Consider the following 24,943-nt stretch of genomic DNA (forward strand, 5'->3'; position numbering starts at 1 on the left):
GGCGATGACCACTGCGGACTTCCGCCCCACACATGTCGTCCCCCAGGACGGACTGCCCGCCTGGGACGCCCCCGACGTGGACCGTCCGACGACGCCCCTGGACGGGCTGCTGCCCGTGCAGCTGGTCGACCGGCTCGGCGACTGGGGGCGGATCGTCTGCGCCAACGGCTGGTCGGCGTGGGTCGACGGCCGGCTCCTGGTCGCGGTGCCGCAGGATCCGCCGGGCGCGGGCGGGCCGCTGACCCGGACGGCGGACCCGCGCCCGCTCCTGGCCAGGACCGAGGACGCCCTCGCCGACTACGGGCGCGCGGCGGAGGACCTGGCGGGCGGCAGTGCCGACGGGGAATCCTTCCGGCGCCGGACGCGCGGGCTGCGGGTGGGGGTGGTCGTGGACGGCGAATCGGTATGGCTGTACGACGCCGAACACGAGCGGTGGGTGTACTGCGACGGGGTCCAGCTCAGTACGTACGCGGCGGGGGAGGGGCCGAACGTCGAGGGGCGTGATGGTGGAACAGCGGAGGCGGCGGGGGGCGGGGCTGGAACTTGGACCAAGACGGGTGCGGGTGCGGGTGCTGATGGGGGTGCTGGTGTCGGCGGTGGGGCGGGGCCGGATCCGACGAGGGTGGTCGAGTCGGGGGTGGCTTCGCCCGATGCGGTGCCCACCGCCATGGTGCCGGGCGTGACCGGCGGTGCCGGGGGTGGGGCGGGGCCGGGGGAGACGCGGGTGGTCGAGGCGGTAGCCGGGTCGGGGACGGAGCATCCTTCGGACGGGGAGGAACCGGGGGAGGAACCGGACCGGCGGGGCCCGGGTGCCGGTGGGGCGGCGGCGGCCGAGCCGACGCAGGTGGCCCCCGTCGTGGCCGATCCGGGGGTGACCGCCGCCCCGCACAACGAGCGACCCGCCCCGCACAACGAGCGACCCGCCCCGCACAACGAGCGACCGGCCACGCACGGCGGGCGGCCCACCCCGCTCCGCCCTCCCGAGGCGACCGATCCCGATCCGCCGCTCCGGCCCGGTGAGGCCTGATGGCCCCCGAGCCGGGGGAGCCCGGCCCGAGTCCACACTCCAGGCACGCTCCGGGGGAGCCCGGCTCGAGCCCACACTCCGGGCGGCCCTCCGAACTGATCGGGAAGCGGATCGCGGGTTACCGGGTCGAGGGCGAGATCGGCCGGGGCGGCATGGCCGTCGTCTACCGCGCCAAGGACCTGCGCCTCGACCGGACCGTCGCCCTCAAGCTGCTCGCCCCCGAGCTCGCACGCAACGACACCTTCCGGCAGCGCTTCACGTACGAGTCACGCGTGGCCGCCGCGATCGAGCACCCGCACATCGTGCCGGTCTTCGAGGCGGGGGAGACGGACGGGGTGCTCTACATCGCCATGCGGTACGTCCCCGGACGCGATCTGCGCCACCTGCTCGACCACGCGGGGCCGCTCTCCGTCGAAGCCGCCCTCCGCATCGCCACGCAGGTCGCGTCCGCGCTCGACGCAGCACACGACCACGGGCTGGTCCACCGAGACGTCAAGCCCGGCAACATCCTCGTGGCCAAGGGCACGGACAGTGACCACCCGGAGCACGCCTACCTCACGGACTTCGGCCTCACGAAGAAGTCGCTCTCACTCACCGGGTTCACGACCGTGGGCCAGTTCGTCGGCACCCTCGACTACGTGGCCCCGGAGCAGATATCGGGCCGCCCGGTGGACGGTCGATGCGATGTCTACAGCCTCGCCTGTGTCGTGTACGAAACCATGGCGGGTGGGCCGCCGTTCCAGCGCGACGACGACATCGCGCTCCTCTGGGCCCATCAGTACGACGAGCCGCCGCGCCTTACGGAGAAGAGGCCCGGCGTCGCCGTCGCCCTCGACGGGGTCCTCGCGCAGGCGCTGGCCAAGCGTCCCGAGGACCGGTACGGCTCCTGCCTCGAATTCACCGCCGCACTGCGGGCCGCGGCCACGGGAGGCACCGCCTCGGGCCATCCCCCGACGAGGGTGGATCGCCATGTGGTGGGAATGCCGGCTGATCCCGGCGCGCCTCCCGAGCCGCCCCGCTGGGCCCGGCCGGTCTTCCGGAGCCTGGCCGGCTGACCCGCGCCCGGCTCAGGCGGGGTTGGCCTCCACCTCGCCCCGCCGGTGCACCCGCCGCGCGAACAGGCCGCCGAGGAACCCCGAGACCAGGCCCCAGGCCACCGCCAGGACGAGAGCACGCCACAGCTGGGGCCGCAGCTCCACCAGGCCGGAAAGCCCGCCGCCGAGATCCCCGATGCCGAGGAGCGAGAGGCCGTAGTGGGCGGACACGCCGGCCAGGAGGCAGACGGCGAGCACCGTGAGAGTCAGCGCAACCGCCATGTGCACGGCGTGCTGCCAGGCCCGCATCCGCACCGGGGACCGGGCTGCCATCAGGAACGCGGCGCCCAGCACCAGGACCGCCGCGACGACCAGCAGCCACCACACCCGGCCGTCGTGGACGGCGAGCGTGTTCAGGCTGAGCGTGGTGTCCTTCGGTGTGCGCAGTACGTCGCCCAGGACTTGAGGCATCGGCAGTCCGAATGGGCCGTCCACCCGGCCCTCCCACGACGCGCCGATGCCCAGGGTGAAGGCGAGCCACACGAGGTTCGGCAGCCCGAGCAGCAGTACCGCGAGCGTCTCGGCGGCATGTCCCCGTGTCGCCGCCACGACGAGACCGATGACGAATCCCAGAGCGACATACGACAGCAGCAGGACCAGCATGGCGAAGGCCGCGGGGCGTACCGACTCCTGAAAGCGCAGCAGACGGGCGGGGAGCGGCGCCCCGCGCGAGACGAGCAGGACCAGCGCGAGGACGCCCGCGAGCCACAGCAGTCCGAAGACGAGAGTCAGCGGCACGTCGGTCTCGAACCCGACCTTGGGCGAGGAGTCCAGGAGGCCGCCGATGTCGCCGACGGTGCCGTTCCCGAGCGCGATCGTGAAGCGGTGCCGGGCCAGCAGGCCGAGGCCGATGAGGAGCAGGAGCCAGATCACCGCGATGCGGGCGGCCCAGCCGGCGAGTTCCTTCACGTCGGCGACGGCCCGGTGCCGCAGCGGCCGGAGGAATCCGGCGGCGATCAACAGAGCCCCGACGAGGCTGACGGAGAGCGGGAGCACGGAGAGCCCGGCGTTCGTCCCTGCGATCACCCCGGCGTCACCGGAGAGCCCCACGGAACCACCTACCGCCATCACCACGACGGCCGCCACGACACGCGGGAACGCCCCGTCGGGCAGGTCGGCGGCGCCCGCTGCCCACAGGCCGAGCCCGGCTACGACGGCCATGGCCACCAAGGAGGCGAGTACGGCCACCAGGGCGTGGGGCCAGCCGTGGGGTGCCCGTCGGCGCTGCTCCGGTCGCTGCGCCGCTGTCCGCCGTGGTGGTGTCTGCTCGCTCACGTCGTCACGCTAAGCAGCGCCGGACCGGCTCGCCCGTCGGGAGGGCCGACCGCGTCAGCTTGCGGGCCCCCGGAAGCCGGGGCACACAATAGGCGCGTAGAGGAACAAAACGTACGCCGCAGAGCCCCTACGCCAGATCCCCCTACGCAGGGAAGAAGTGTTCGTGAGCGTCGAGCCGCCGTCGTCAGGACGACCCACAGGACCGCCCTCGGGCCCGCTTTCGGGCCCTTCACAGCCGAGCCGTTCCGGGCCGGACGACACGCAGGCGGGTGCGACCCGTGCCGGGTCGACGCCGCCTCCGGGGGCCGAGCGGCCGTCGGGGCCGCCGAGCAGCGCCCCGCCGAGCGGGCCGGCCGGCGGCAGTGGCGGGCACGGCGGGGGCGGGCGGCCGGGCGAAGGCTCCGGCGCGGGCCCCGGGCCGGGCCGCCCGTGGTGGAAGTCCGCGCCGCGCATCGCGGCGATCTCCGCCGTCGTGGTGGCGGCGGCGGTGCTGGCCGTCGTCCTCACTCGCCCCGACGGCTCATCGAAAGCCGGCGGCGAGATCCTCCTCCAGCCTGCGGGAAAGTCGGGCCCCGACCCCTTCACCGAGTCGACGGCCCGCAACGACTCGACGCCGCCTTCCCCGGTCGCGCTGCCGAGCTCGTCGGCCTCGGCCAACGTGACGCGCGGTGTCGACGGCGCCGCGCCCGGCCTCTACGGCGGAACGCGGAAGGTCGGCAGCTGCGACGTGGACAAACAGGTCGGCGCGCTCCAGAAGGACCCGGCCAAGAACAAGGCGTTCGCCTCCGTTCTCGGCATCGAACCGTCCGGCGTCCCCGGCTACCTGCACTCCCTCACGCCCGTGCAGCTGCGGCTGGACACCCGCGTGACCAACCACGGCTATCGCGGTGGTGCCCCCACCAGCTACCAGGCGGTGCTGCAGGCCGGCACCGCGGTGCTCGTCGACGACCGCGGCGTGCCACGGGTGCGCTGCGCCTGCGGCAACCCGCTGCTGCCGCCCGTAGCGCAGAAGGGCACACCGAAGCGGACGGGAGAGGCGTGGCCCGGGTACCAGCCCTCGAACGTCGTGGTCGTGGCACCCGCCGCGCGGGTGGTGAACAAATTCGTCGTGTACGACCCGGACGGCGGTGCCTGGTTCGAACGGCACAAGGGCGACACGGGCACCGGCGACACGAAGACGAAGCCGCCGGTGACCACCCCCTCCTCCAGTCCGTCCGACTTGCCGTCCGCCGGCGAGTCGTCCTCGGCGGCCAGTCCGTCGCCGTGCGATTCCCTCCCCGCCGACACCTCCTCGGCGAACCCTTGCGGGCCCGCGTCGGTCCCGCCGTCCGCCCCGTCGTCCTCGCCCCCCACGCAGCCCCCCTCCTCAGCTGCCACGCGGCCCCCCTCCTCGCCCGCCACGCGACCTCCCTCCTCGCCCGCCACACGGCCACCGTCCTCGCCCGCCACGCGGTCCTCGTCCTCGATCGCCACGCATCCCCCCGCATCGGCCTCTGAGGAGTCACCCGCGTCGTCCGAGCCCGCTCAACCGCCCTCGGCCCCCGGGACGGTGGGATCCTCCTGATCCACGAGGTTCCGACGGGGTGGCGACACCCTCAAGACCGCGGACATCTCCGGCGCGAGGTGGCGCGTTCGACCTGGCGGCCGGCTACGGGCCGCTGGTCGATCACCACTGGCATTCGACGTCAGGACAGTTTCGCTCCGGGGGCGAAGGCGGGCAGCTTCTCCAGACTGCTGCGCACGGCCTCGGCGCCGTACTCGAACATCTGCCGCTCGTAGGCGTCGACCGCGCTGAGCAGGTCTTGGCGTCTTTCGCCCGCCTCGATCAGGCAGCGGCGCAGCAGGTCGGCGTCGCGCAGCGCGGTGTTCGCGCCGTTGCCGCCGGTGGGGGAGGTGGCGTGGATGGCGTCGCCGAGCAGCGTGACCGGGCCGGACGCCCAGCGCTCGCCGGGCTTGACGGTCCGGATGGACAGCAGGGTGCTGTTGTCCGGGTCGGCCTGCTCGATCAGCGCGCGCAGCTCCGGGTGCCACCCTTCCATCCTGGCAAGCACGGCGTCCTGCGCGGTCGCGGTCCGATCTCCGGACGCGCCGTTCGGCGGGAGGATCATGGCCCAGCGCACGTAGTCGCCCATGTCGGGCAGCGTGACCTCGGGAGCCAGTTGCTCGGCGGCCAGCCTGGGCGGGGTGCGGAAGCGCATCGCTCCGAGCAGCAGGCTGACGCCGTCACCCGTGATCTTCGAGCCGTACGCCTGGGACAGGCCGGTGAACTCGTCGGTCAGCGGGGTGCGTCCGATGACGAACCGGACGCCGGTGTCGGTCGGGGTGGTCCCCGGCGACAGCACCCCGCGGACCGCGGAGGTGACACCGTCCGCGCCGACGAGCAGGTCCGCGGTGACCGGGTCGCGCCGGGCGAACCGGGCCTGGACCTTGCCGTTGGCCAGCACCTGGTACCCGGTCAGCGCGGCATCGGTGTGCACGGTGAGGCCGGTCAGCAACAGGTGCCGCAGCACCTGCCGGTCGACCACGATGCCGGTCCGGCCCATGCCGAGCCTGCCGATCTCGTTCAGCCGCGGATCCAGGATCAGCTGCTCGGCGGAGGCGTCCATGACGATCTCGTCCAGCAGCGGGTGCCAGCGCGTCGGCAGGCAGTCGCGCACCGCCTGGAAACCGATCGGGTTCAGCATCAGCCGGTAGCCCTGGAACCGTGCGCCGATCCCCGCGTCCCTCTCGAACACGTCGGCCTCGATCCCGGTGCCACGCAGACCCTGCGCGAGAGCCAGGCCTCCCAGACCGGCTCCGATAACGGAAACTCGCATCACACACCTCCATGACACCGGAACGAACTTAGTTCGCTTTGACGATCTAAGTTCTATTCAACGAACTTAGTTCGTGTCAAGCTATAGTGGTCGGCATGACCGCCGATCCCCGCCAACGCCGCTCAGCTCGCCATGCCCAACCTCCGGCGGAGTCCGCCGCGTCGGCACCGCGCAAGAAGCCGATCACCGTCGGACGGATCACCGACGCCGCGCTGGAAGTCGTCGCCACCGAGGGGTATGACGCGCTGACCATCCGGCGGGTCGCCGCCGTGCTCGGCACCGGTCCGTCGTCGCTGTACGCGCACATCGTGAACAAGGACGACATCGACGATCTGCTGATCGGCCGGCTCTACGCCGGGGTCGTGCTCCCAGAACCGGACCCAGCCGCATGGCGCGAGCAGTTGCTCGGGGTGTACACACAGATCCGCGACCTGTACCTGGAGTACCCCGGGGTCTCGCGCGCCGCGATGGCCATGGTGCCGACCAACCTGGAAACACTGCGGGTCGGCGAAGGAATCCTGGTGATCCTGCTCGCGGGCGGAATCGAACCGAGGACGGCCGCATGGGCCCGCGACGCGCTCTCCCTCTACGTCAGCGCCTACGCGCTGGAGCAGTCACTGGTCCGGCAACGGCGCCGGCGCCAGGATCAGGAATGGGTGCTCAGCGACGAGGAGTTGCTGGACCGCTTCACCGCACTGCCTGCCGACAGATTCCCGCAGACTCGACGCCATGCCGCCGAGCTGATCTCCGGCACCGGACACGACCGCTTCGAGTTCACCCTCGGCCTGCTCATGAACAACCTGCGGCCGGCGGCATCCAGTTGACCTGCGGCGTGCGGTGGCCGCCCACGTCTCGAACTTGTCTGCGCCGTGTGGATACTTCCTGAATGGACAGATCAACGGTTCCGTGGCGCAACACGACGCACGACTGGACGAGCACCGTGGACGTCCACCACCTCACGCGCATCCGGCAGGACTGGGCCACGTTCGCGCCGAGTGGTACGCGGCACCTGATCCTGGAAGTCGTCGCGTACGCAGCCGACGAGGCGGAGGCGAGGGGCGCAGGGCGTTGCACCATCACCTGCCATGCCGATGGATCGGTGTCGGTCGCGGACGACGGGCGAGGCACCGACACCCGCTTCGACGACCATGGACGAGCCGTGAAGAAGCCGGTCATGGCGACAAAGGACCTCCGGTTCTTCGATCACCCCGACGCGCAACTGCTTCCCGACGGCCATCCACGCCGCGGTATGTCCGTCGTCGCGGCGCTCAGCCAATGGCTCGTCCACACCAACCGCCGTGCGGGCGGGGCCTGGAACCAGCGCTACGAACACGGCATTCCCACGACCGGCCTGATACCGATCGCCGACGACGGCACGACCGGCACGACGGTCCACTTCCGCCCCGACGAGCCCGTGCGCACGGCGGCTGCGTCGATCGCGGACGAGCTGTCGCGGCTCGTAACAAGATGGCCGCACCTGTCCGTCGCGATCGACGATCGCCAGAGCGGCTGACGCACGGCACGAGTGGGGGCTCTCGCTGCCCCATCCAGGGACTGCGCGCCTGGCACCACTGGGACGACGCCTAAGTGAGCGTGGTGCGCGGGCGGTTGGGAGTGAGGAGATAGGTGATCGCCATGTCGCTGAGTTCGTCCGCGTATCGCCGCTGAGCCGTCTCGCCTGTGACGGGGTCGGGGCGTACGGAGTTGTGGAAGCAGGCGCCGAGGATCGCGCGGGCCACGGTGTCCAGCGCCGCCTGGCGGTCGGAGCGCCGGATCTGGTCGGCGTAGGGAGCTGCCGCTTCGAGCAGGAGGCGGTGGATCTCGAGGATGGTGCGGCCGCCGCGGTCCAGACTGCGGGCTCCTCGGACGCGCAGCAGCTCCGGGAAGATGGCGCTGTCGGCGAATGACCGCAGCAGGGCGTGCGCGTAGGCGTCCATGACACCGGCGAGCGACGGCTCGGCCTTCCCCAGCTGCTCGGCCACGTACTCCTCGCGCCGCTCCAGCATCCGCTCGGTGAGAGCGGTGATCAACTGCTCCTTGTCCTCGAAGCGGCGGTAGATCGTGCCGACCGAGACGCCGGCGCGTTCCGCGACGCCCGCGATCGTCATCTCTTCCAGGCCCGCCGAGGACGCGATGTGCTCGGCCGCTTGCAGGACGCGAGCCAGCGTCGCGGCACTACGGGCCTGCTGGGGCTCCCGATAGCGGGCTGGGCGGTCGGGCTCAGAGGTCATGTTCCGCATCGTATCGGCGGTGACTTCAGCGGGTTCCGTTGACAAGGGGAGCGGTCCTCTGGGTACTCTCGAAATGCGAACGTGAACTTACATTCGCATTCTATGGAGGTTCGACGATGACCGACAATCAGACTTCGCCGCCCGTGACCGTCACGCTGACCTCGGGGCCCGCCGGCGCCGGGACCATCGACGATTTCGAGCTGTTCTACGCCCGCCGTGCCCTGGACCGCTTCCGGACGCGACTGGGCCGCCAGGGCCTGCTCGACCTGCTGGCCGAGGACATCGAGGAAGGCAACGCCTTCCTGCGAGAGAGCGCCCTCGCGTCCGAGGGCCGATTCAAGGCGGGCACGACGGTGCTCACGACCCAGGGTCTTTCATCGGCCGCGTTCCTGGCCTGGATGGACAAGGCCTTCGCCGGCGACGAGAAGGCGCTCCTCGCGGCGCACCCCGAGCACTACGTGATGGGCACCGACGACATCGGGGCGCGCGTGGTGGAGAACATCGGGCCCCACGTCGCCGACTTCTACATGGGCGGCTGGGGAACGGACGAGATGGCCTGGGCGGAGGACGCGGACGAGCTCCTCCCGGAGTCCGAGTATCCCCGCAAGATGTCCTCCAACCTCTTCCTCACCGACGGCACGATCGTCGGGCGGGCTCTGATCCAGTTCGGCGACACTACCGACGGCTTCACAGCGAACCTGTCGGTCTACTTCCCCGTCACGTGCCCGGACGACGTCCTGGACCACCATCTCCGCCACTACGCCGTCGAGTTCAGGAACTGGATCGTCGCCGCGGCGGCGGCTCAGGCCTGAGTACGTGCGGGTGACGCCTGCCGTCGGTTGACGTCGCCAGTCGGACATCGGACATCGGGCGGCTACGGCCCAGTAGGCCCCGGCCGCCCGACACGGCAGCGCGAACACCCATCGACGCACCGGCGTACGCGGCCTCCGTCTCCCTGCCCCAGGCCGATTGCCTCCACGACCCCCGCAGGCCGAGGGCCCCGCCGATGGAGCGCTTGCGGCCCAGCACGGAAAGACCCCACCATGTCGCACCACCCCACCCCGCCCGGAACGGGGCGCAAGCTGACCCTGGTCGTCCTCGGACTGGCGGCCCTCATCACAGCGATGCTGTGCGCCTTCGCGCTGCCCTCGCTCCACAGCGGCCCCCACCACGTGCCCGTAGGCGTCACCGGGCCCGCTCAGGCGGTCGAGGCCCTCCAGAAGAAAGTCGACGGCCCCACCTGGGACGTCCGCCGCTACGAGACCTCCGATGCCGTCGCGTCGGCCGTCAAGAGCGGGGACGTCTCGGGCGGTCTCGCGCTCACCCCTCACGGCGTGGACGTCTACACCGCCACCGCCGGCGGCCCCTCGGCCACCAGCGCCCTCACCGCGCTCGGTAACGGCGTAGCGGCCCAGAAGAATACGCGGGCCACCGTTCACGAACTGGTGCCGTTCACCCAGGACGACCCCCGAGGCGCGGGCCTGACCGCAGCGCTGATGCCGATGATCTTCGGCGGGATCTTCCCCGCCCTGATCCTCGGCAGCGTCTTCCCCGGCCACCGCGGGCTTCGGATCCGACTCACGGGGGCGCTGCTGTTCTCCGTGGTGGCCGGCGCGGCCGTGACCGCCGTCCTGCAGTTCGGTACGCACTCGATCGACGGCAACTACGGGCTCACCGCCCTCGGAGTCATCCTCGGCATGGCCGCCATGTCCACGGTCCTTCTCGGCCTCCAGGCCCGCCTGGGGATCGCCGGCTTCGCCCTCGGCGGCGCTCTCATGATGCTGCTCGGCAACCCACTCTCGGGCCTGGCCACCGGTCCGCACTGGCTCCCCAACGGATGGGCGGCCGCCGGCCAGTTGCTGCCCCCGGGCGCCTCCGGCAGCCTCCTGCGCGCCAACGCCTTCTTCGGCGGGACGGGCGGCGGCTTCCCCGCCATGGTGCTGGGGGCCTGGGTCGTCGTGGGGATCGGCCTCGCCCTGCTCGCCGATCGTCGCGGCAGGCGCTCCTCGGGAGCCCACTCCACGGTGGTCGCCGCCTCCGGAGCCGTCGAGGACGAGGACCGGGAACTCGCCAGTCCTGCCTGACCCGCACGGGACGTGACGGACTTCTGCGACCCCGAAGCCCCGACGGTCTGCGAGACGCTCACTCTGCGCCGTAGCCCTGCCCTCGCCGGGTGACGACGACCGGAAGGAAGAGACGAGACGACCGGAAGGAAGAGACGAAAGGCGCGGCGTCCACGAGACGACGGCGCCCACAGGGGGCAGCGATCCCTGCCGTCGCCGCACCCTGGCCCAGCGTCAAGAGCACTTCACACCAGAAGGTTCCAGCATGCTCCGTACCGGCCGGAGTTCTCGCGGTCCCATCAGCGGCGCGTGGGGTCAATCCGGCGACACGAAGGTGCCGGGGCGGCCCGCCCGCTGTCCGTCCTCGTCGAGTCGGCGGGATATCGCCCGGGCCGTCGCGCGCACGGCCGGACCGTAGCCGGCCTCCGCGAAGCCGGTACTGGGCGCCACGACCGACAACGCCGCCACCACCTCGTTGCCGCTGCGGACCGGAGCGGCCACGGTGTACAGCCTCCACGGGTGGCGCTGCCGGCCGAAGGCGTGGTCACCGCGCCGGACCTCGGCGAGCACCCGGCGCAGGTCGGTCGAGGTGCAGATGTCCTCATCTCCCTCGCCGGGCTGGTAGCCGGCGATCGCCTGCTCCTGAACGTCCGTCGGGGCGAAGGCCAGCAGCACCAGTCCGGCGCCGGTGGACGCGAGCGGAAGACGGCCGCCCACGCGATAGCGCACCGGGCTTGCGTCGAGCGCCGAAAGCCGCTCCACGAGCAGCGCCTCACCCTGCTCGCGCACGGCAAGCAGCACGTGCTGGCGGGTGACGTGGAAGAGGTCTTCCATGTACGGCATGGCCACGGACCGTAGCCCGTGGCCGCGCGGCGCCAGAGAAGCGGTCTCCAGCAGGCGCAGCCCCACGACATAGCGGCCGTCGTCGAGGCGCTCCAGCGCACCCACCTGGACGAGCGAACGGGCGAGCCGCAGGGTGCTGCTGCGGGGCGTGCCGCTGCGCTGTGCGAGTTCCGCGAGAGTCTGTGCGCGATGGTCACTGTCGAAAGCCCTGAGCAGGGCAAATGCCCGGTCGATGACAGGTTGCCCCGCAGCGGGTTTCCCTCCGCGTCTCGGCCGGTCGCCTCCGGCGGAATTCCCCGTTTCATTCATCGGCATCACACATGCCAGCGTACGGCTCCCTTCCTACGCTCGTTCAGGTACGCAGCCGCATCCAAGGGAGCCCGCATGACCCCGACCGGCCTCATCGACGTCCACGCCCATTTCGTCACCGACAGCTATGTGACCGCCGCTCGGTCCGCCGGGATCGAGCACCCCGACGGGATGCCCGGCTGGCCTTCGTGGAGCGTCGAACAGCACCTCGACCTGATGGAGCGCTCCGGTATCGACAAGTCGTACCTGTCGATCTCCTCTCCCGGCGTGCACTTCGGCGACGACGACGCGGCGCGGTCGCTGGCCCGGGAGGTCAACGAGTTCGGCGCCCGAGTGCGGGCCGAACGGCCCCAGCGGTTCGGCCACTTCGCGTCCCTTCCCCTGCCCGACGTGGAGAGCTCGCTCGCGGAAGCCGCCCACGCCCTCGACGTACTGGGCGCGGACGGGGTGACCGTGGAGTCCAATCACCACGGTGTCTACCTCGGCGACCCCCGGTTCGAACCGCTGTGGGAGGACCTCGACCGCCGCGCAGCCGTCGTCTTCGTCCACCCCACGTCACCGCCCCACGCGGACGAGCTGTCCCTGGGGCGGCCGCGGCCGATGCTGGAGTTCCTCTTCGACACCGCCCGCACGGCGAGCGACCTGCTCCTGCGGGGAGTCCTCGCACGCTATCCGCGGATTCGCTGGGTGCTGACCCACGGCGGGGGAGTGCTGCCACTGGTCGCCGACCGTATGGACATGTTCGGCGCTGTCATGGGTGGTGGCCCCGAAGGCGGCCCGCACAGCGCCCTGAAGCACTTCGGGCACCTCTGGTACGACATGGCGGGGACGCCCTTCCCGCGCCAGATCCCGGCCCTCGACGCGGCGTTCGGCACCGAGCGCCTTTTGTACGGCAGCGACTACTGCTGGACACCCGCCGAAGGGGCGCTCGCTCAGGTCGCGTCCGTCGACTCGGCGGCGCAGCCGTCCTCCACCGACACCTGGCGGGACCTCACCACCCGTAACGCACAGCGGCTGTTCGCCGGGTGACTGCCGCCCCCCCGCATCCCGCATCCCGAGTCCCGAAGCAGCCATGACAGCAGGGAGAGACATGAGCAGGTACGTCGACCCGTCCTCGATCACCGGACGGGTGCTGGTGCGGGACGTCATCGTGGTCGACCCGCTGGACGGGTCCCGTACAACCGGACAGGACGTGGTGGTCGAGGGGAACCGGATCACGGCGGTGACGGCGACCGGGGCCCCGGCCTCGGACGCACACGTGGTGGAGGGACAGGGCCGGTTCGTCGTCCCGGCGTTCATGGACATGCACCTGCACGCCCTGAACACACCGAAGGACGTCGACGGCACGTATGCGCTGATGCTCGCCAATGGCGTCGTCGGCTTCCGCCAGATGTCGGGAAACAGGGAACTGCTCAAGTCCCGGCGCATGGGCACACTGCCACGGCCGAACGGCGCGCCGGAACTCAAGGCGACCGCAGGTGACCTGCTGACGCCGCTGAACGCGAACACCACCGAGAGCGCGATTCAGGCCGTGCGGGAACAGCACCGGGACGGAGCCGACTTCATCAAAGCGGCCCTGACGACCCGGGAGACCTTCCTGGCCGCCCTCCAGGAGGCGAACCGCCTCGGAATCCGGCTGGGTGGTCATCTCCCGGCGGACCTCGACCCCCGCGAAGCCGCCCGCGCAGGGGTGTGGTCGATCGAGCATCTCGGCCCCGGTGTCACCGTGTTCGCCGCGGCGTCCTCCCTGGAGAACGAGGTCCGCGCGAGCAATGCCACGCGTAATCTCCCGCCGATCCCCAGGATCAAGGTCCCCGGCGCCGAAGCGCTGGCGACGAAGCTGATCAAGGGGCTGGTGACGAACCCGGCGACAGGCACGTCCGAACGGGAAGCCCACGCCTACGCCCTCGCCGACGGCTCCTACGATCAGCAGAAGGCGGAGGAGCTGGCGGCCCTTTTCGCCGAGCACACCACCTGGCAGTGCCCGACCTTGATCAGGGTCCACACGCAGCAGTTCGGCGACTCGACCGAACATACCGAGGACCCGAGGCGCCGTTACATGGCCGCCGAGGAACTGCGCGCCTGGGACAAGTCGGCGAAGAAGTTCTCCAAACTCCCCGACGTCACCCGCAACGCCCTGCACCATCACTGGGCCGCCCAGTTGAGGATGACGAAGACCTTCGCCAACGCCGGAGTCCCCATGGTCGCGGGAACCGACGCGTGCGGGGCAGCGGGGGTCATCCCGGGTTTCGCACTCCACGACGAGTTCGACCACCTCGCCGAGGCCGGCCTCGACCCGTTGACCATCCTGCGGATGACGACCACGGAGCCGGCCCGATTCCTGGACGAGGAAGGCGAGTTCGGCCGTGTTGCCGCCGGGATGCCTGCCGACCTGGTCCTCCTCGACGGGGACCCGCTGGAGAGCCACACCGCTCTCCGCGAGATCGCGGGAGTGATGAGGGCCGGCTCCTGGTGGTCGCGCGCCGAGCTGGACGCCGTTCTGGAACGCGTCGCCGCCAAGCCCGGCGCCCACTGAAACGGGCTGCTGTGCCAGCGGCAGGGCAGCACCACTTCTGGTGCTGCCCCAGCCACCGGTCCAACAACCCTCACGACATCACGACCGCAGGGTCAGTAATTTCGTTGAGCCCGAACCCCGCAATCGTGTTGGCTGGCGGCACCGACCTGCCAGTGCCGCAGGTGTCCGCTTGGCTGCAGCAGGGAGTTGAACGTGCGGGACGATGATGTCGACCCCGCTGCCCACAATCGGGCGGCCTGGGACAAGTGTGTCCAAGAGGGCAACGAGTGGTCGAGGCCGGTGAGCACTGAGGATGTCGAGCGTGCCCGCACGGGCGACTGGTCGATTGTTCTCATCGGGCATGAGCCGGTCGACCGCTCCTGGCTGCCGACCGATCTGACCGGCAAGGACGTGTTGTGCCTGGCCTCCGGCGGTGGCCAGCAGGGTCCGATCCTCTCCGCCGCAGGGGCGCGGGTCACGGTGTTCGACAACTCACCCCTCCAGCTCGGCCAGGACCAGATGGTGGCGGCGCGCGACGGACTGGAACTGCGCACCGTTCTGGGGGACATGCGCGACCTCAGCGCGTTCGGCGACGCAACCTTCGACGTCGTATTCCATCCGGTGTCCAACCTGTTCGTACCGGACGTGGCACCGGTGTGGCGTGAGTGCTTCCGCGTCCTGCGACCGGGCGGAACTCTGCTCGCCGGCTTCCTCAACCCTGATGCGTACTTGTTCGACCACGAGGCGCTCGACGAGCGCGGCGAGATGGTCGTCGTGCACCAGCTGCCCTACAGCGATGTCACGCACTACTCGGCCGAGGAACGCGCCACGAAGTTCGGCGCGGATGCCCCTCTTGAATACAGCCACACCCTCACCGACCAGATCGCCGGGCAACTCGCCGCGGGATTCATCCTCACCGGCTTCACGGAAGCGCCGCACCAATCCAACGCATCCGCTCAATACATGTCCCACTATTTCGCGACGCTGTCGGTCAAGCCGAGGTCATGACCCACCACTGCTGCGAAGCGATGAACGGCCGCGCCAACGTGCGCTGCGACCAGCACGACGACCCTTTCGCCTGCCCGGACGCACTGATCGAGTTCAGCGCCAAGTTCCAGGAGTACGGGCTGATCATCCATGACGGCGACACATCGAGCATCACGATCGACTGGGTCCCTGCCGCCTTCCAGGACGATCGCTGGCTCGCTGAACTGCCACAGGACTGACGGACCAGCGGTCTCCAAGCCATTGCTGGATGTCGGCTGGCTGACGGTCAGTCGTCTTGAAAGCCGCGGGCGGTCAGCACTCTCTGGAGTAAGACTCGTTATCCGTCTGCGGGTTGGCCCGTCACGGATGTCCTCCGGTCTTCCAGGAAGGGATTTCATGACTGCTCCCGAACATGGTCCGGGTCTGGAGGCCCTCCGGCCCGGGCGGTCGCGTGGAGCGCTGGTCGCGGGCTCGGTGGGGAATTTCATCGAGTGGTACGAGTTCGGTGTGTACGGCTACTTCGCGACGATCATCGCCGCGCGTTTCTTCACTCCGGAGGGCGGCAGCGAGGTGGAGGCGCTGGTGAAGACGTACGCGTCGTTCGCGCTGGCGTTCTTCTTCCGGCCGGTGGGGGCGGCTGTGTTCGGCCGGCTCGGTGACCGGGTCGGGCGGCGTCCGGTGCTGATCGTGGTGATCGTGCTGATGACGGGAGCGACGACGGCGATCGGTGTGCTGCCGACGTATGCCACGGTCGGTGCTGTCGCCCCCTGGCTGCTCACGTTTTTGAGGGTGCTGCAGGGGCTCTCTGCGGGTGGGGAGTTCGGGGGTGCGGTGTCGGTGATGACCGAGTTCGCGCCACCTGGGCGGCGTGGGCTGTACGGGTCGTGGCAGTCGTTCACGGTGGCGCTGGGACTGCTGGGCGGTGCGGGCGCGGCGGCACTGCTCGCCACACTGCTCAGCGAGAAGCAACTGGGCGACTGGGGCTGGCGGTTGCCGTTCCTGATGACGCTGCCGATGGGGCTGGGCGCACTGTGGCTGCGGCTGCGGCTGGCGGAGACGCCGGCCTTCGCGGCGGAGCGGGAACAGGGGCGGAAAGGGGAGTTCGAGCGGCCTGCCGCAGCCGAGGTGGTGCGCGCGGTCGCTCTCGGGGCCGGGCGTGTCATGGGCTGGGCGGCGTCGGGCTACACCCTCCTGGTGGTGCTCCCCTCCTATCTGCAGAGCACGTTGAACGCGTCCTTCCGGCAGGCGCTGCTGGCGACGGTGCTGGCCAATCTCGGTTTCGCGGCCACGATCGTCCCGGCGGGGCTGCTCAGCGACAGGATCGGGCGCCGGCCGGTGATGCTGGCCGGCGCGGGGCTCGTGGTCGTCCTGGCGGTGCCGCTGCTCCACCTCCTTCAGGACACCGGGACGTCGAACGCGGCCAAAGGTGTGGCGGTGTGTGCCGGGGGCGCGGTGGTGGGGCTGATGGCGGGCCCGGGACCGGCGATGCTCGCCGAGATGTTCCCCACCAGCGTGCGCTACACCGGTCTCGGACTCGCCTACGCCCTGTCCAATGCCGTGTTCTCGGGGTGTGCGGGCCTCATCATCACGGAAACAGTCAAACGCACCGGGAACGTCGACATCCCCGGGTACTACGCGGCGGCGGCCTGCGCGGTGAGCGTCATCGCGCTCGCCAACGTCTCGTACAGGAAGGGGAGTTGAGACATGCGGGTGATCGGCCTGATGTCCGGTACGTCGCACGATGCGATCGACGCGGCGGCGGCCGACCTGAGCCTCACCGGCGACAGCCTCGTCCTGACACCGCTGGGTCTTGTGAGTGAGGGGTACGAGGACGGGCTGCGGGAGACACTGGCCGCCGCCCTGCCCCCGGCGGCCACCACGATGGCCGAGGTGTGCCGCCTCGACACCCGCATCGGGCAGGCGTTCGCCGCGGCGGCCCTCCGCGCCGACCGTGAACTGTGCGACGGGCGGGCCGAGTTGGTCGCCTCGCACGGTCAGACCTGCTACCACTGGGCCGTCGACGGACAGGTGCACGGCACCCTGCAGCTGGGGCAGCCCGCGTGGATCGCGGAGGCGACCGGGCTGCCTGTGGTCGCCGACTTCCGACCACGCGACATCGCCGCCGGGGGCCAGGGCGCGCCGCTGGTGAGCCTGTTCGACGTGCTGTGGCTGCGCGGCCGGCCGGGGAGGCCCGTCGCGCTGAACCTGGGCGGCATCGCCAACCTCACCGCCCCCGACGGCACCGCCTTCGACACCGGGCCGGGGTGCGCGCTGATCGACGCGGCGGCCCGGGAGTTCAGCGGGGGACGGCTCGCGTACGACGTGGAAGGAGCCCTGGCCGCGCGCGGCACGGTCCACGAGGCGCTGCTGCGGCGTCTGCTCGGCGAGCCCTACTACGCGCTGTCCGCACCCAAGACCACCGGCAAGGAACTGTTCCAACCCGGGTATTGGCAGGGCGCGTTGGCCGGTCTGGGCCCACTGGCCGCCGAGGACGTGATCGCCACGCTCACCGCGCTCACGGCCCGGACGGTCGCGGACGCCGTGGACGCGGTCGGCGCGTCCGAGGTGATCGTCTCGGGCGGTGGCACCCGCAACCCCGTCCTGATGGCGATGCTCGCCGAACACCTCCCGAACCTGGCACTGCGCCAATCCGACGAGCTGGGCCTGCCCTCCGATGCGAAGGAGGCTTACGCCTTCGCGGTCCTCGGCTTCCTTACCGCACACGGCCTGCCCTCCACCCACCCGCGAAGCACCGGGGCCCGTCATCCGAGCGTCCTCGGCTCGATCACCCCGGGCCGGAAGGGCCTGCGACTGCCACCACCCGCACAACGGTCACCGGACCGGCTGGTCGTGGAGACCTTCCGGAGAGGCGGGATGCCTCCGCTGCCTTGACTGCCTTGACTGCCTCTTCTGCCTTGGACTTGGGCGCCGCCGGCCGACGGTCGACACCGTGGGCAGGAGTGTGAACGGCGGTGTGTGTCGGCCTCGCGGTGACTACCTGTCGCATGGGCCGGGAGTGCGGGGCAGATCGGCGGCGAGGAAGGGGGAGAGGAGCGCGAGCAATGCGTCGGGGCGGTCGAGGGGGATGATGTGGCCGCAGTCCTGGAGGTGGTGTCCGACCAAGTCGTCGGTGAGAGGGTGGAGTTGGCGTTCGAGTCCGGTGCCGACGGGATGGGAGCCGATGGCCATGGTGGGCATGGTCAGCCGGGCTGTCGCGGCGGCGTCCTGGAGCTGTCGCGCGCTGGTGGGCAGGGCCCGGTAGTAGGAAAACGCGCAGCGCAGGGCCTCGCTCCCGGTGAACGCGTGGATGAAGGCCGCGCGGATGTCGTCGGGTACTCCGCGCCCGAACGTCCCGGAGTTGAGGAAGTAGTCAATGTAGGGGGCCTCATTACCGGCCAGGACCGCCTCGGCGAGGCCGGGGACGGCGTGGAAGCCGAACCACCACGGTGCGCCGCCCGCGACGGCGTGTTCTGCTCCCGGCAGGCGGCCGAGGAGTGCCTCCATCACGACCAGGCGCCGGACGAGGTCGGGGCGGCGCAGCGCGAGCAGGACGGCGGGGGCGGTGCCCGCGTCGATGCCGACCACCGCTGCGGAGGGCTCGCCGAGTGCGTCGAGCAGCCCTTCGGCGTCGGCGGCGAGGGTGCCGGCGTCGTAACCGTCGACGGCTCGTGTGCTGGCACCGAAGCCCCGCAGGTCCGGGGCGATGACCCGGTATCGCTCGGCCAGTTGCCCGATGATGCCGCTCCAGAGTTGCCAGGTGTGGGGGAAGCCGTGCAGCAGGAGTACAGCGGGTCCGTCCCCGGCGATGGCGACGTTGAGTTGGACGCCGTTCGTCGCGATACGGCGGAGTCGGTGTGCGCTGGTGGCGGCCATGACGGCTCCCCTAAGTGGTTACCATTGGTGACCACGCAACGATAGGTAACTGTCCGACTGCTGCCCAGACGGCACTTTCGGGGAAGGTGGTGAGCCGCAGGTGACCACCCGAGGAGCCCGGGCCGCAGGTCGCGGGGTGCGCGGTGATCTGTTCGATCCCCAGTGCCCCACGCGGCAGTTGCTGGACCGCATCGGTACGAAGTGGACATCCATGGCCGTCAAGACGCTCGCCGATGCCGCGCCGGGGGAGGTGCGTTTCGCGGAGCTGAGACGGCGGATGCCTGGCGTCTCGCAGAAGATGCTGTCCGTGACGCTGCGAAGCCTGACCCGCGACGGGCTGGTGTCACGCAGGGTCGAACCGACCGTGCCGCCACGGGTCTTCTACCAACTCACCAAGCTCGGGCTGTCCTTGGAAGCCGCGCTTGCCGGGCTGCGGACCTGGGCGGAGACGCACATGCCCGAGATCGACCGCGCCAACGAATTGGCCGACCAAGAGGTGGATGAGGAATAGGCGGAACGGATCCGCCTTGGCTTGTCGCCGTCCTACGGAGCAGGCAACCCGAAGCCGCATTCGAGCGGTGGGGGACAGCCTCTGCCCGGGAGCTGCACCCACTGCGGCCCCGCCAGAGGCCTGGCGGGGGCCGATGATAGTGCGGTCGCGCAACCAAAGACCGCATACGCCGAACGACCGCTTCCACGACGCCTTTAGCGCACCAGCAGATCGATAGCGACCTTCAGCCGGTCGAGGTAGAACTCCCGCGATTCGGCTTGATGCTTGAGGCCGATCGATGTGCTGATCATCGTCTGTGCGACCAGAGGGGCAGCGTCTTGTCCTGACGCGACGGCGATCGCGTCTGTGATCAGTTCCTCGAAACGTCGAGGTGTGGTTTCGGCGATCTCTCCGAGGAGGTCGGGGTTGGCCTCGATGACCGCCGCTACATCGCGCGTCAGCGGGCCGATGTAGCGGCCCGCCCAGTGGTCGAAGGCTTCAACGAGGCGCTCTTGAAGGGGGCGTTGGGCCTCGGCCAGGACGTGTTCGACCGCTGCGATGTCCCGCTCCAGGGCCTGGGTGACCGCGGCTCGGAACAGAGTCTCCTTCGAGGAGAAGAGAAAGTAGAGCCCGGGCCGGGAGATGTCCGCCGCCCGCGCCACTTCCTCCATCGAGGCCTTCCGGTAACCGAACCGCGCGAACGTGACCATCGCGGAGTCCAGAACCAGGGTCCGGCGAGCGGTATCGACGACCGTCGGCGGCGGGGGGCCAGCATCAGGACTGCTCATGGAACCACCGTAAGGGCGGGATCCTAACTATACAAATCAAGTCCTGTGCGTATAGTTCGATGCCATGGCTCACGCACTCATCTCCACGCCTTTCACTGCCTCCAGTACCGCAGATGAGGTGCTGCAAGGCGTCGGTCTCGTCGGGCTCCGCGCGATCGTGACGGGGGCTTCTTCCGGACTCGGGATCGAGACAGCTCGTGCACTGGCCGGTGCCGGGGCGGAAGTGACGCTCGCTGTCCGGAACACGACTGCGGGTGACACCGTCGCTGACGCGATCGAGAAGTCGACCGAAGGGATCCGTCCCCCGGTCGTCCGGCTCGACCTGGCCGATCGGAACTCCGTCACACGATTCGTCGACGCGTGGCGTGGCCCGCTCCACCTGCTGATCAACAACGCCGGCGTGGTTACCGGTGGCCTCGAGCGGACGCGTGAAGGGTGGGAACTCCAATTCGCGACAAACCACCTCGGCCACTTCGCCCTGGCCTGCGGCCTTCATGACGCGCTGGCTCTGGGAGCGGCCGACCGCGAGGGGGCACGGATCGTCTCGGTCAGTTCGACGGCGCACATGCGCTCCGGCATCGACTTCGACGACCTCCACTTCGAGCGTCGCGGCTACGACCCGCAGATCGCCTACGCCCAGTCGAAGACGGCGAACTCTCTCTTCGCCGTCGAGGCGACCCGTCTCTGGGCGTCCGACGGCATCGTCGCGAATGCGGTGAACCCCGGCGGTATCGCGACGGGGCTGCAGCGGAATTTCACAACGGCACAGAAGGAGTCGCTCGCCGCGGCCGAGGCCGCCGGAGTCTTCACCTACAAGACGGTCGAGCAGGGAGCCGCGACCAGCATCGTCGCGGCCGTCGCCCCCGAATTCGCTCACTCCGGAGGCCACTACCTCGACGACGCACAAGAGGCCTACACCGTGCCGGACGACGCCGATCTCGCGCAGCACCCGCACGGTGTCAAGGAATGGGCGCTCGACCCCGCCATCGCCAAGCGCCTCTGGACTGCCTCGGCCGACCTGCTTCGCGCCTGATCCCTTACTGCCTGGGCCAGTTGAGTCCGGGGCGGCACGGAGGGACGCGGTGTTCGCGCGGGAGGCGGTTGCCGACGGCGGGCGCGAGGCCATGTGGCTCTCAGTGATCGGCCGGGTCCCCAGCCAGGGGTTAGGACGAACCAAGGACGGTCGCAGGACCGGTATCCGTAACGTCACCGTGGTGCTCAGCGGTTCCGCGCAATGAAGGGAACAGCGGTGAAGCGTTCGGTTCAGGCAGCAGCGGTGAGGGTCGCGACGGCTGTCGCCCGACCCCCAGTGGCGGTCCGGGCCCGTGGCTGAACGATCGGTTGGCGGGGCCACAGGGGCTGGGCCAAGACGGCGACCCGCAGAGGTCGTACACCCTGAACTACCGGATGACGGATGAGTCACCGCCGTCGCAAGCGGCACGCTGTCGGCCGGCCCGTCGGCGGACGCACCGCCCGCGAGCGCGTTACGCCAGACAGCGGCCGAAGGCGTCCGGCTGATGGCCGGACAAGGTCGTGATGGCAGGACAAGGCCGCGCTTGGGCAGGGCCGTTCACGGAGAGGGTTCGGTGCGGCCGCGCAGTCTGTTGGACCACAAACGTCAGGGAGGGCACCATGCTCAAGAAGCTCGGAAAGCGCCTCGCAAGATCCACCGCCGCACTCGCGATCGCCGCCGGCATCGGCTTCACCGGCGCCACCGCTGCCCACGCCGACGGCGGCATCGCCTACAGCTGGCAGGTCGGACACGACTACGTCATCGGCTCGCACTGGACGGGCGGCTGCCTCGACGACTCCAACGACTTCGGACTGCGCACCTACGAGTGCAACCAGCCCAGCGTCGACGGCGGCTGGCAGCGCTGGCACGTCATCAACTGGTCTTCCGGCTACGGCCAGCTCCAGAACGTCAACACCGGCCGCTGCCTCGACTGGTCCTCCGACTACGGCCTCCGTACCTACGACTGCAATAACCCCAGCTTCGCCAACGGTTACCAGAAGTGGGCGCTGGAGTTCTTCACCACCAGCTCCGGCGCCACCACCCAGGTGGTACGCAACGGAATCAATGCCCCGTGGAACTGCCTCGACGACTCCGAGTACGGCGTGCGTGGCTACCCCTGCAACGATCCGTCAAAGAACTCCGGCTACCAGTCCTGGTGGGTCGACAACGCCTACTAGAGGCCGCATTCGGCTCGTGATCAATCTGCGGGTCTCGCCCTCGTGGCGGAGAGCCGGTCCGGCGGCTCGTTTCGGGTCACGCGAGTGCGACTGCCGGACGGTCACCGGGTGCCTCCTGGCCTCGAGAGCGATGAAGCATCCGCCCGGCCGGTGGGCCGGGGCCGGTATGGAGCCCGCCGATGGTGTGGTCAAGACGGGACGGGGCGGGGTGTCGAGTGCGGCTCCGGGCAGCAGCACGCAGTGAGACAGCTCGTACTCGTCCGGGCCGGTCCGGTCGTGCATGAGTTGACCGGCGGCCGAGCGGGGGTGCGCAGCCGCGTGGTGACGCAGGGTGGTTCGGCACCGGCGTCGGTCGGGGGCCACGCGGCGACGTGCCCGGCGCGGCGGGGGAGCCGGTACGGATAGTGCCGGGCGTGCCGTGCCCGACGTGCAGGGATCCGGCCGGGCAGCCCTCGACGGGGCCGGGCAGTCACCCCGGCTCCGCAGAGGCCCGCCGACAGGTACGACGCGGGGCCCGCCGGCAGGCGTGAACCGGCACTACCGCGGGGAGGCCGGCTGGAGCTGTCCACGTGATGGGCTCCAGGCCGCCCTGGTCTGGTCCGCATGGCGGCGGGATGTCGTCGGCATGCTTCTACCGCTCCGCAGCCGGCTATCTGTTCAGGAGACTATGCGCCAGCGTTGCTGGTCGGCGGGGAGTGCTCCGCAGGGGCGGACCTCCGCGACTTGGAGCACCTTGTCATTGGGTGACAGGTCGGACATGCACCATCCGTCGTCCTTGCTGATCAGGCGAACAAATCCGTCCGCCCCCTCGATCGGCTGGATTGCCCACTTCTGGTTGCTGGTCATCTGCCCGTTCGTGAGACTGGGCTCACGCCCGACGGCCCCCCACATCTGGATCTGGTTGCCCTCCCGCAGGTTGTCGATGACGGCCCACGGCTCGGAGGAGGAGGTGAAGGCGAACTCGTCGCGCGGCAGCGGCCGGACGTACCAGTACTGGTCCCACGTGGGGTTGTCCTTGATCTCGGCCCAGGTCGTGACGTTACGCCCCTCCCGCGAGTCAGAGGTTTTCGTCGTCAGGTACTTACCGAGCCCGGACTGGATCCGGACCAGCTTCGTCGGGTCGTACGTGGGCTTCTTCGGACCGCCACCGCCGCCGCCCCCTCCGGAACCGCCGCTCTCCGGCTTCGGCTTGGGCGCCGGCGGCGCGGGGGCCGACGGCGGCGGGGACGGCTGCGTCGACGGGGACGGCGGCGCGGACGGCAGCGCGCTCTGCGAACCCTGCGGGAGCGGCACCTGCTTGGCCGGTGCCTGCTCCGCCGCCTGGCTCTTGACGCCGGTGTCGTGCCGGAGCCAGATCATCACGAACGCGACGAGCAGCGCCAGCAGGATCGAACCCACCGCCAGGACCCAGCGCGGGAACACCGACGGCTGGAGATAGGTGCCGCGCAGCTCCTGCGGGGCCGCGTCACCCGACCTCAACACCGAGACGGTGAAAGGGTGTTGACGCGTCCCGCCGAACCAGGTCACGTTCACGGCCGTGAGCGCCACCTCGGCGAATCCGGCCCGGCCGGGATCGACCCGCACCGCGGTCGGGTTGGCCTCGACATTGGCCGCGTCCCCGTTGTCACGGGTGGAGAACGACGCCGTCAGCGGCTGATTGCCCAGGTTGTCGACGGCCAGGCGCCCACGCGCGCGACGCCGGCCCCGCACCGAACGCGGAACCAGTTCCGCCCGCATCTCGGCGAACGGACCGATCGTGAGACGGCCCTCGACGACATCCGCCTCATACGGACGCTCACGCGGCTCCACCCGGATACCGAACACACTCGGCCCGGCGACGGCGTCCGAGGTACGCGGCGGCGCGAACGTGATGTCGGCAGTGCCCTCCGCCCCGGGATACAGCCGCAACGCGGCCGGCTCGACCCGCGCCCACCCGGCCGCCTCACCGACCGGCGTAAGCCGGTACTCCTCGACGGTGTCCCCCGTATTGCGCACCCGCAGCCTGACGACGGCGCTGTCACCGGGGGCGACGGTGGTGGCGGGGGGCTCCAGGGCAGTCCACATACTCATCCCATTTACGTAGCGTCGGTCTCGGCGTGCCTGCCCTGCTGGTTGTTGATTTGCTGTCAGAGGGGCGGCAGAGAACACCAATTGTGCGATGAACAGTTGGCGGAGTGGCACGCGGGGGCATGGCCGGGCGTCATCGGTCGTGCGGAGGTGGGCAAGCCCGGCAGGACATGTCGAGTGCGAAGAAGCGTCCACGGGACGTGAGTTCACTTCGGCCGCGTGGCTGGAGCTGGGGGTGGGGAGGTGCGCGCCCCGCGTCCGGTCGCCCCGCGTCGGCTTCCCGAGGTGGCAGCCGCTCGGCGCCGGGGGGGCGGCAAGGCCGGCCGCCGGTTCTTGCGCCGGGGTCGCAGCCCCGGCACGGACGGCTGACGAGGT

General features: G+C 70.4%; 23 protein-coding genes. 16 read left to right on the forward strand and 7 right to left on the reverse strand.

Annotated elements, in window-relative coordinates; genetic code table 11:
* The first annotated feature begins 4 nt into the window (after positions 1–4).
* Positions 5–1,027, forward strand: coding sequence for a hypothetical protein (locus ACFYZA_RS06260; protein WP_388487713.1), 1,023 nt, complete (start codon positions 5–7; stop codon positions 1,025–1,027).
* Positions 1,027–2,082 (forward strand): serine/threonine-protein kinase, encoded by a 1,056-nt coding sequence (locus ACFYZA_RS06265; RefSeq protein ID WP_388487716.1) that lies wholly within the window; start codon positions 1,027–1,029, stop codon positions 2,080–2,082. Before ACFYZA_RS06260 ends, ACFYZA_RS06265 begins: the two co-directional genes overlap by 1 nt.
* Before the next feature lie 12 nt (positions 2,083–2,094).
* Here ACFYZA_RS06265 and ACFYZA_RS06270 read toward each other — a convergent pair whose 3' ends face one another.
* The gene (locus tag ACFYZA_RS06270) at positions 2,095–3,396 is read right to left on the reverse strand and encodes a streptophobe family protein (protein ID WP_388487718.1); all 1,302 of its coding nucleotides are present in this window, start codon (positions 3,394–3,396) and stop codon (positions 2,095–2,097) included.
* Between the two features lie 163 nt (positions 3,397–3,559).
* Between ACFYZA_RS06270 and ACFYZA_RS06275 the strand changes: the two genes are divergently transcribed.
* The gene (locus tag ACFYZA_RS06275) at positions 3,560–4,960 is read left to right on the forward strand and encodes a DUF6777 domain-containing protein (protein ID WP_388487720.1); all 1,401 of its coding nucleotides are present in this window, start codon (positions 3,560–3,562) and stop codon (positions 4,958–4,960) included.
* Positions 4,961–5,081: 121 nt separating this feature from the next.
* Here ACFYZA_RS06275 and ACFYZA_RS06280 read toward each other — a convergent pair whose 3' ends face one another.
* Positions 5,082–6,212: an FAD-dependent oxidoreductase gene (locus tag ACFYZA_RS06280; protein ID WP_388487723.1), complete on the reverse strand. Its 1,131-nt coding sequence runs from the start codon at positions 6,210–6,212 to the stop codon at positions 5,082–5,084.
* A gap of 95 nt (positions 6,213–6,307) precedes the next feature.
* Between ACFYZA_RS06280 and ACFYZA_RS06285 the strand changes: the two genes are divergently transcribed.
* Both ACFYZA_RS06285 and ACFYZA_RS06290 read left to right on the forward strand, forming a co-directional pair.
* Positions 6,308–7,036: a TetR/AcrR family transcriptional regulator gene (locus ACFYZA_RS06285; protein ID WP_388487725.1), complete on the forward strand. Its 729-nt coding sequence runs from the start codon at positions 6,308–6,310 to the stop codon at positions 7,034–7,036.
* A 62-nt stretch (positions 7,037–7,098) separates the two neighbouring features.
* Positions 7,099–7,725 carry an ATP-binding protein gene (locus ACFYZA_RS06290; protein ID WP_382589620.1) on the forward strand — a complete coding sequence of 209 codons (627 nt, stop codon included), beginning with the start codon at positions 7,099–7,101 and terminating at the stop codon, positions 7,723–7,725.
* A 70-nt stretch (positions 7,726–7,795) separates the two neighbouring features.
* On the opposite strand, the gene ACFYZA_RS06295 is transcribed toward ACFYZA_RS06290, so the two are convergent.
* Entirely contained in the window at positions 7,796–8,443 is a 648-nt protein-coding gene (locus ACFYZA_RS06295; protein ID WP_388487727.1) for a TetR/AcrR family transcriptional regulator, read from the reverse strand.
* A gap of 116 nt (positions 8,444–8,559) precedes the next feature.
* Between ACFYZA_RS06295 and ACFYZA_RS06300 the strand changes: the two genes are divergently transcribed.
* Entirely contained in the window at positions 8,560–9,255 is a 696-nt protein-coding gene (locus ACFYZA_RS06300) for a hypothetical protein (RefSeq protein WP_388487730.1), read from the forward strand.
* 231 nt (positions 9,256–9,486) lie between these two features.
* Positions 9,487–10,527, forward strand: a complete 1,041-nt coding sequence (locus tag ACFYZA_RS06305) for a hypothetical protein (RefSeq protein ID WP_388487731.1) — start codon at positions 9,487–9,489, stop codon at positions 10,525–10,527.
* Between the two features lie 294 nt (positions 10,528–10,821).
* Here the strand turns inward: ACFYZA_RS06305 and ACFYZA_RS06310 are convergent, their stop codons facing one another.
* Entirely contained in the window at positions 10,822–11,583 is a 762-nt protein-coding gene (locus ACFYZA_RS06310; protein ID WP_388488008.1) for an IclR family transcriptional regulator, read from the reverse strand.
* A 150-nt stretch (positions 11,584–11,733) separates the two neighbouring features.
* Between ACFYZA_RS06310 and ACFYZA_RS06315 the strand changes: the two genes are divergently transcribed.
* The 6 genes from ACFYZA_RS06315 to ACFYZA_RS06340 all read left to right on the forward strand — a co-directional run bounded on the left by ACFYZA_RS06315 (position 11,734) and on the right by ACFYZA_RS06340 (position 18,052).
* The gene (locus ACFYZA_RS06315) at positions 11,734–12,687 is read left to right on the forward strand and encodes an amidohydrolase family protein (protein ID WP_388487733.1); all 954 of its coding nucleotides are present in this window, start codon (positions 11,734–11,736) and stop codon (positions 12,685–12,687) included.
* Between the two features lie 61 nt (positions 12,688–12,748).
* Complete coding sequence (locus ACFYZA_RS06320; protein WP_388487735.1) at positions 12,749–14,194, forward strand: amidohydrolase family protein; 1,446 nt, start codon at positions 12,749–12,751, stop codon at positions 14,192–14,194.
* Between the two features lie 192 nt (positions 14,195–14,386).
* Positions 14,387–15,181: a class I SAM-dependent methyltransferase gene (locus tag ACFYZA_RS06325; RefSeq protein WP_388487737.1), complete on the forward strand. Its 795-nt coding sequence runs from the start codon at positions 14,387–14,389 to the stop codon at positions 15,179–15,181.
* Positions 15,178–15,399, forward strand: coding sequence for a DUF6980 family protein (locus ACFYZA_RS06330; protein ID WP_388487739.1), 222 nt, complete (start codon positions 15,178–15,180; stop codon positions 15,397–15,399). Before ACFYZA_RS06325 ends, ACFYZA_RS06330 begins: the two co-directional genes overlap by 4 nt.
* A gap of 157 nt (positions 15,400–15,556) precedes the next feature.
* Positions 15,557–16,861 (forward strand): MFS transporter, encoded by a 1,305-nt coding sequence (locus ACFYZA_RS06335; protein WP_388487741.1) that lies wholly within the window; start codon positions 15,557–15,559, stop codon positions 16,859–16,861.
* 3 nt (positions 16,862–16,864) lie between these two features.
* On the forward strand, positions 16,865–18,052 hold the full coding sequence (locus ACFYZA_RS06340; protein ID WP_388487743.1) for an anhydro-N-acetylmuramic acid kinase: 1,188 nt from the start codon (positions 16,865–16,867) through the stop codon (positions 18,050–18,052).
* 102 nt (positions 18,053–18,154) lie between these two features.
* Here the strand turns inward: ACFYZA_RS06340 and ACFYZA_RS06345 are convergent, their stop codons facing one another.
* A complete protein-coding gene (locus ACFYZA_RS06345) occupies positions 18,155–19,033 on the reverse strand; it encodes an alpha/beta fold hydrolase (protein WP_388487745.1) in 879 nt (292 codons plus the stop codon).
* A 100-nt stretch (positions 19,034–19,133) separates the two neighbouring features.
* Here ACFYZA_RS06345 and ACFYZA_RS06350 point away from each other — a divergent pair, with 100 nt between their 5' ends.
* Positions 19,134–19,544, forward strand: a complete 411-nt coding sequence (locus ACFYZA_RS06350; protein WP_388487748.1) for a winged helix-turn-helix transcriptional regulator — start codon at positions 19,134–19,136, stop codon at positions 19,542–19,544.
* Positions 19,545–19,738: 194 nt separating this feature from the next.
* On the opposite strand, the gene ACFYZA_RS06355 is transcribed toward ACFYZA_RS06350, so the two are convergent.
* A complete protein-coding gene (locus tag ACFYZA_RS06355) occupies positions 19,739–20,311 on the reverse strand; it encodes a TetR/AcrR family transcriptional regulator (RefSeq protein WP_388487751.1) in 573 nt (190 codons plus the stop codon).
* Positions 20,312–20,375: 64 nt separating this feature from the next.
* On the opposite strand from ACFYZA_RS06355, the gene ACFYZA_RS06360 reads away from it, so the two are divergent.
* Positions 20,376–21,344 (forward strand): SDR family NAD(P)-dependent oxidoreductase, encoded by a 969-nt coding sequence (locus tag ACFYZA_RS06360; protein ID WP_388487753.1) that lies wholly within the window; start codon positions 20,376–20,378, stop codon positions 21,342–21,344.
* 599 nt (positions 21,345–21,943) lie between these two features.
* On the forward strand, positions 21,944–22,501 hold the full coding sequence (locus ACFYZA_RS06365) for a hypothetical protein (protein WP_388487756.1): 558 nt from the start codon (positions 21,944–21,946) through the stop codon (positions 22,499–22,501).
* A 657-nt stretch (positions 22,502–23,158) separates the two neighbouring features.
* Here ACFYZA_RS06365 and ACFYZA_RS06370 read toward each other — a convergent pair.
* Positions 23,159–24,571, reverse strand: coding sequence for a hypothetical protein (locus ACFYZA_RS06370; protein ID WP_388487758.1), 1,413 nt, complete (start codon positions 24,569–24,571; stop codon positions 23,159–23,161).
* Positions 24,572–24,943: the final 372 nt, after the last annotated feature.

The organism is Streptomyces sp. NPDC001828 (assembly GCF_042892175.1).
In the GTDB taxonomy this organism is placed as follows: domain Bacteria; phylum Actinomycetota; class Actinomycetes; order Streptomycetales; family Streptomycetaceae; genus Streptomyces.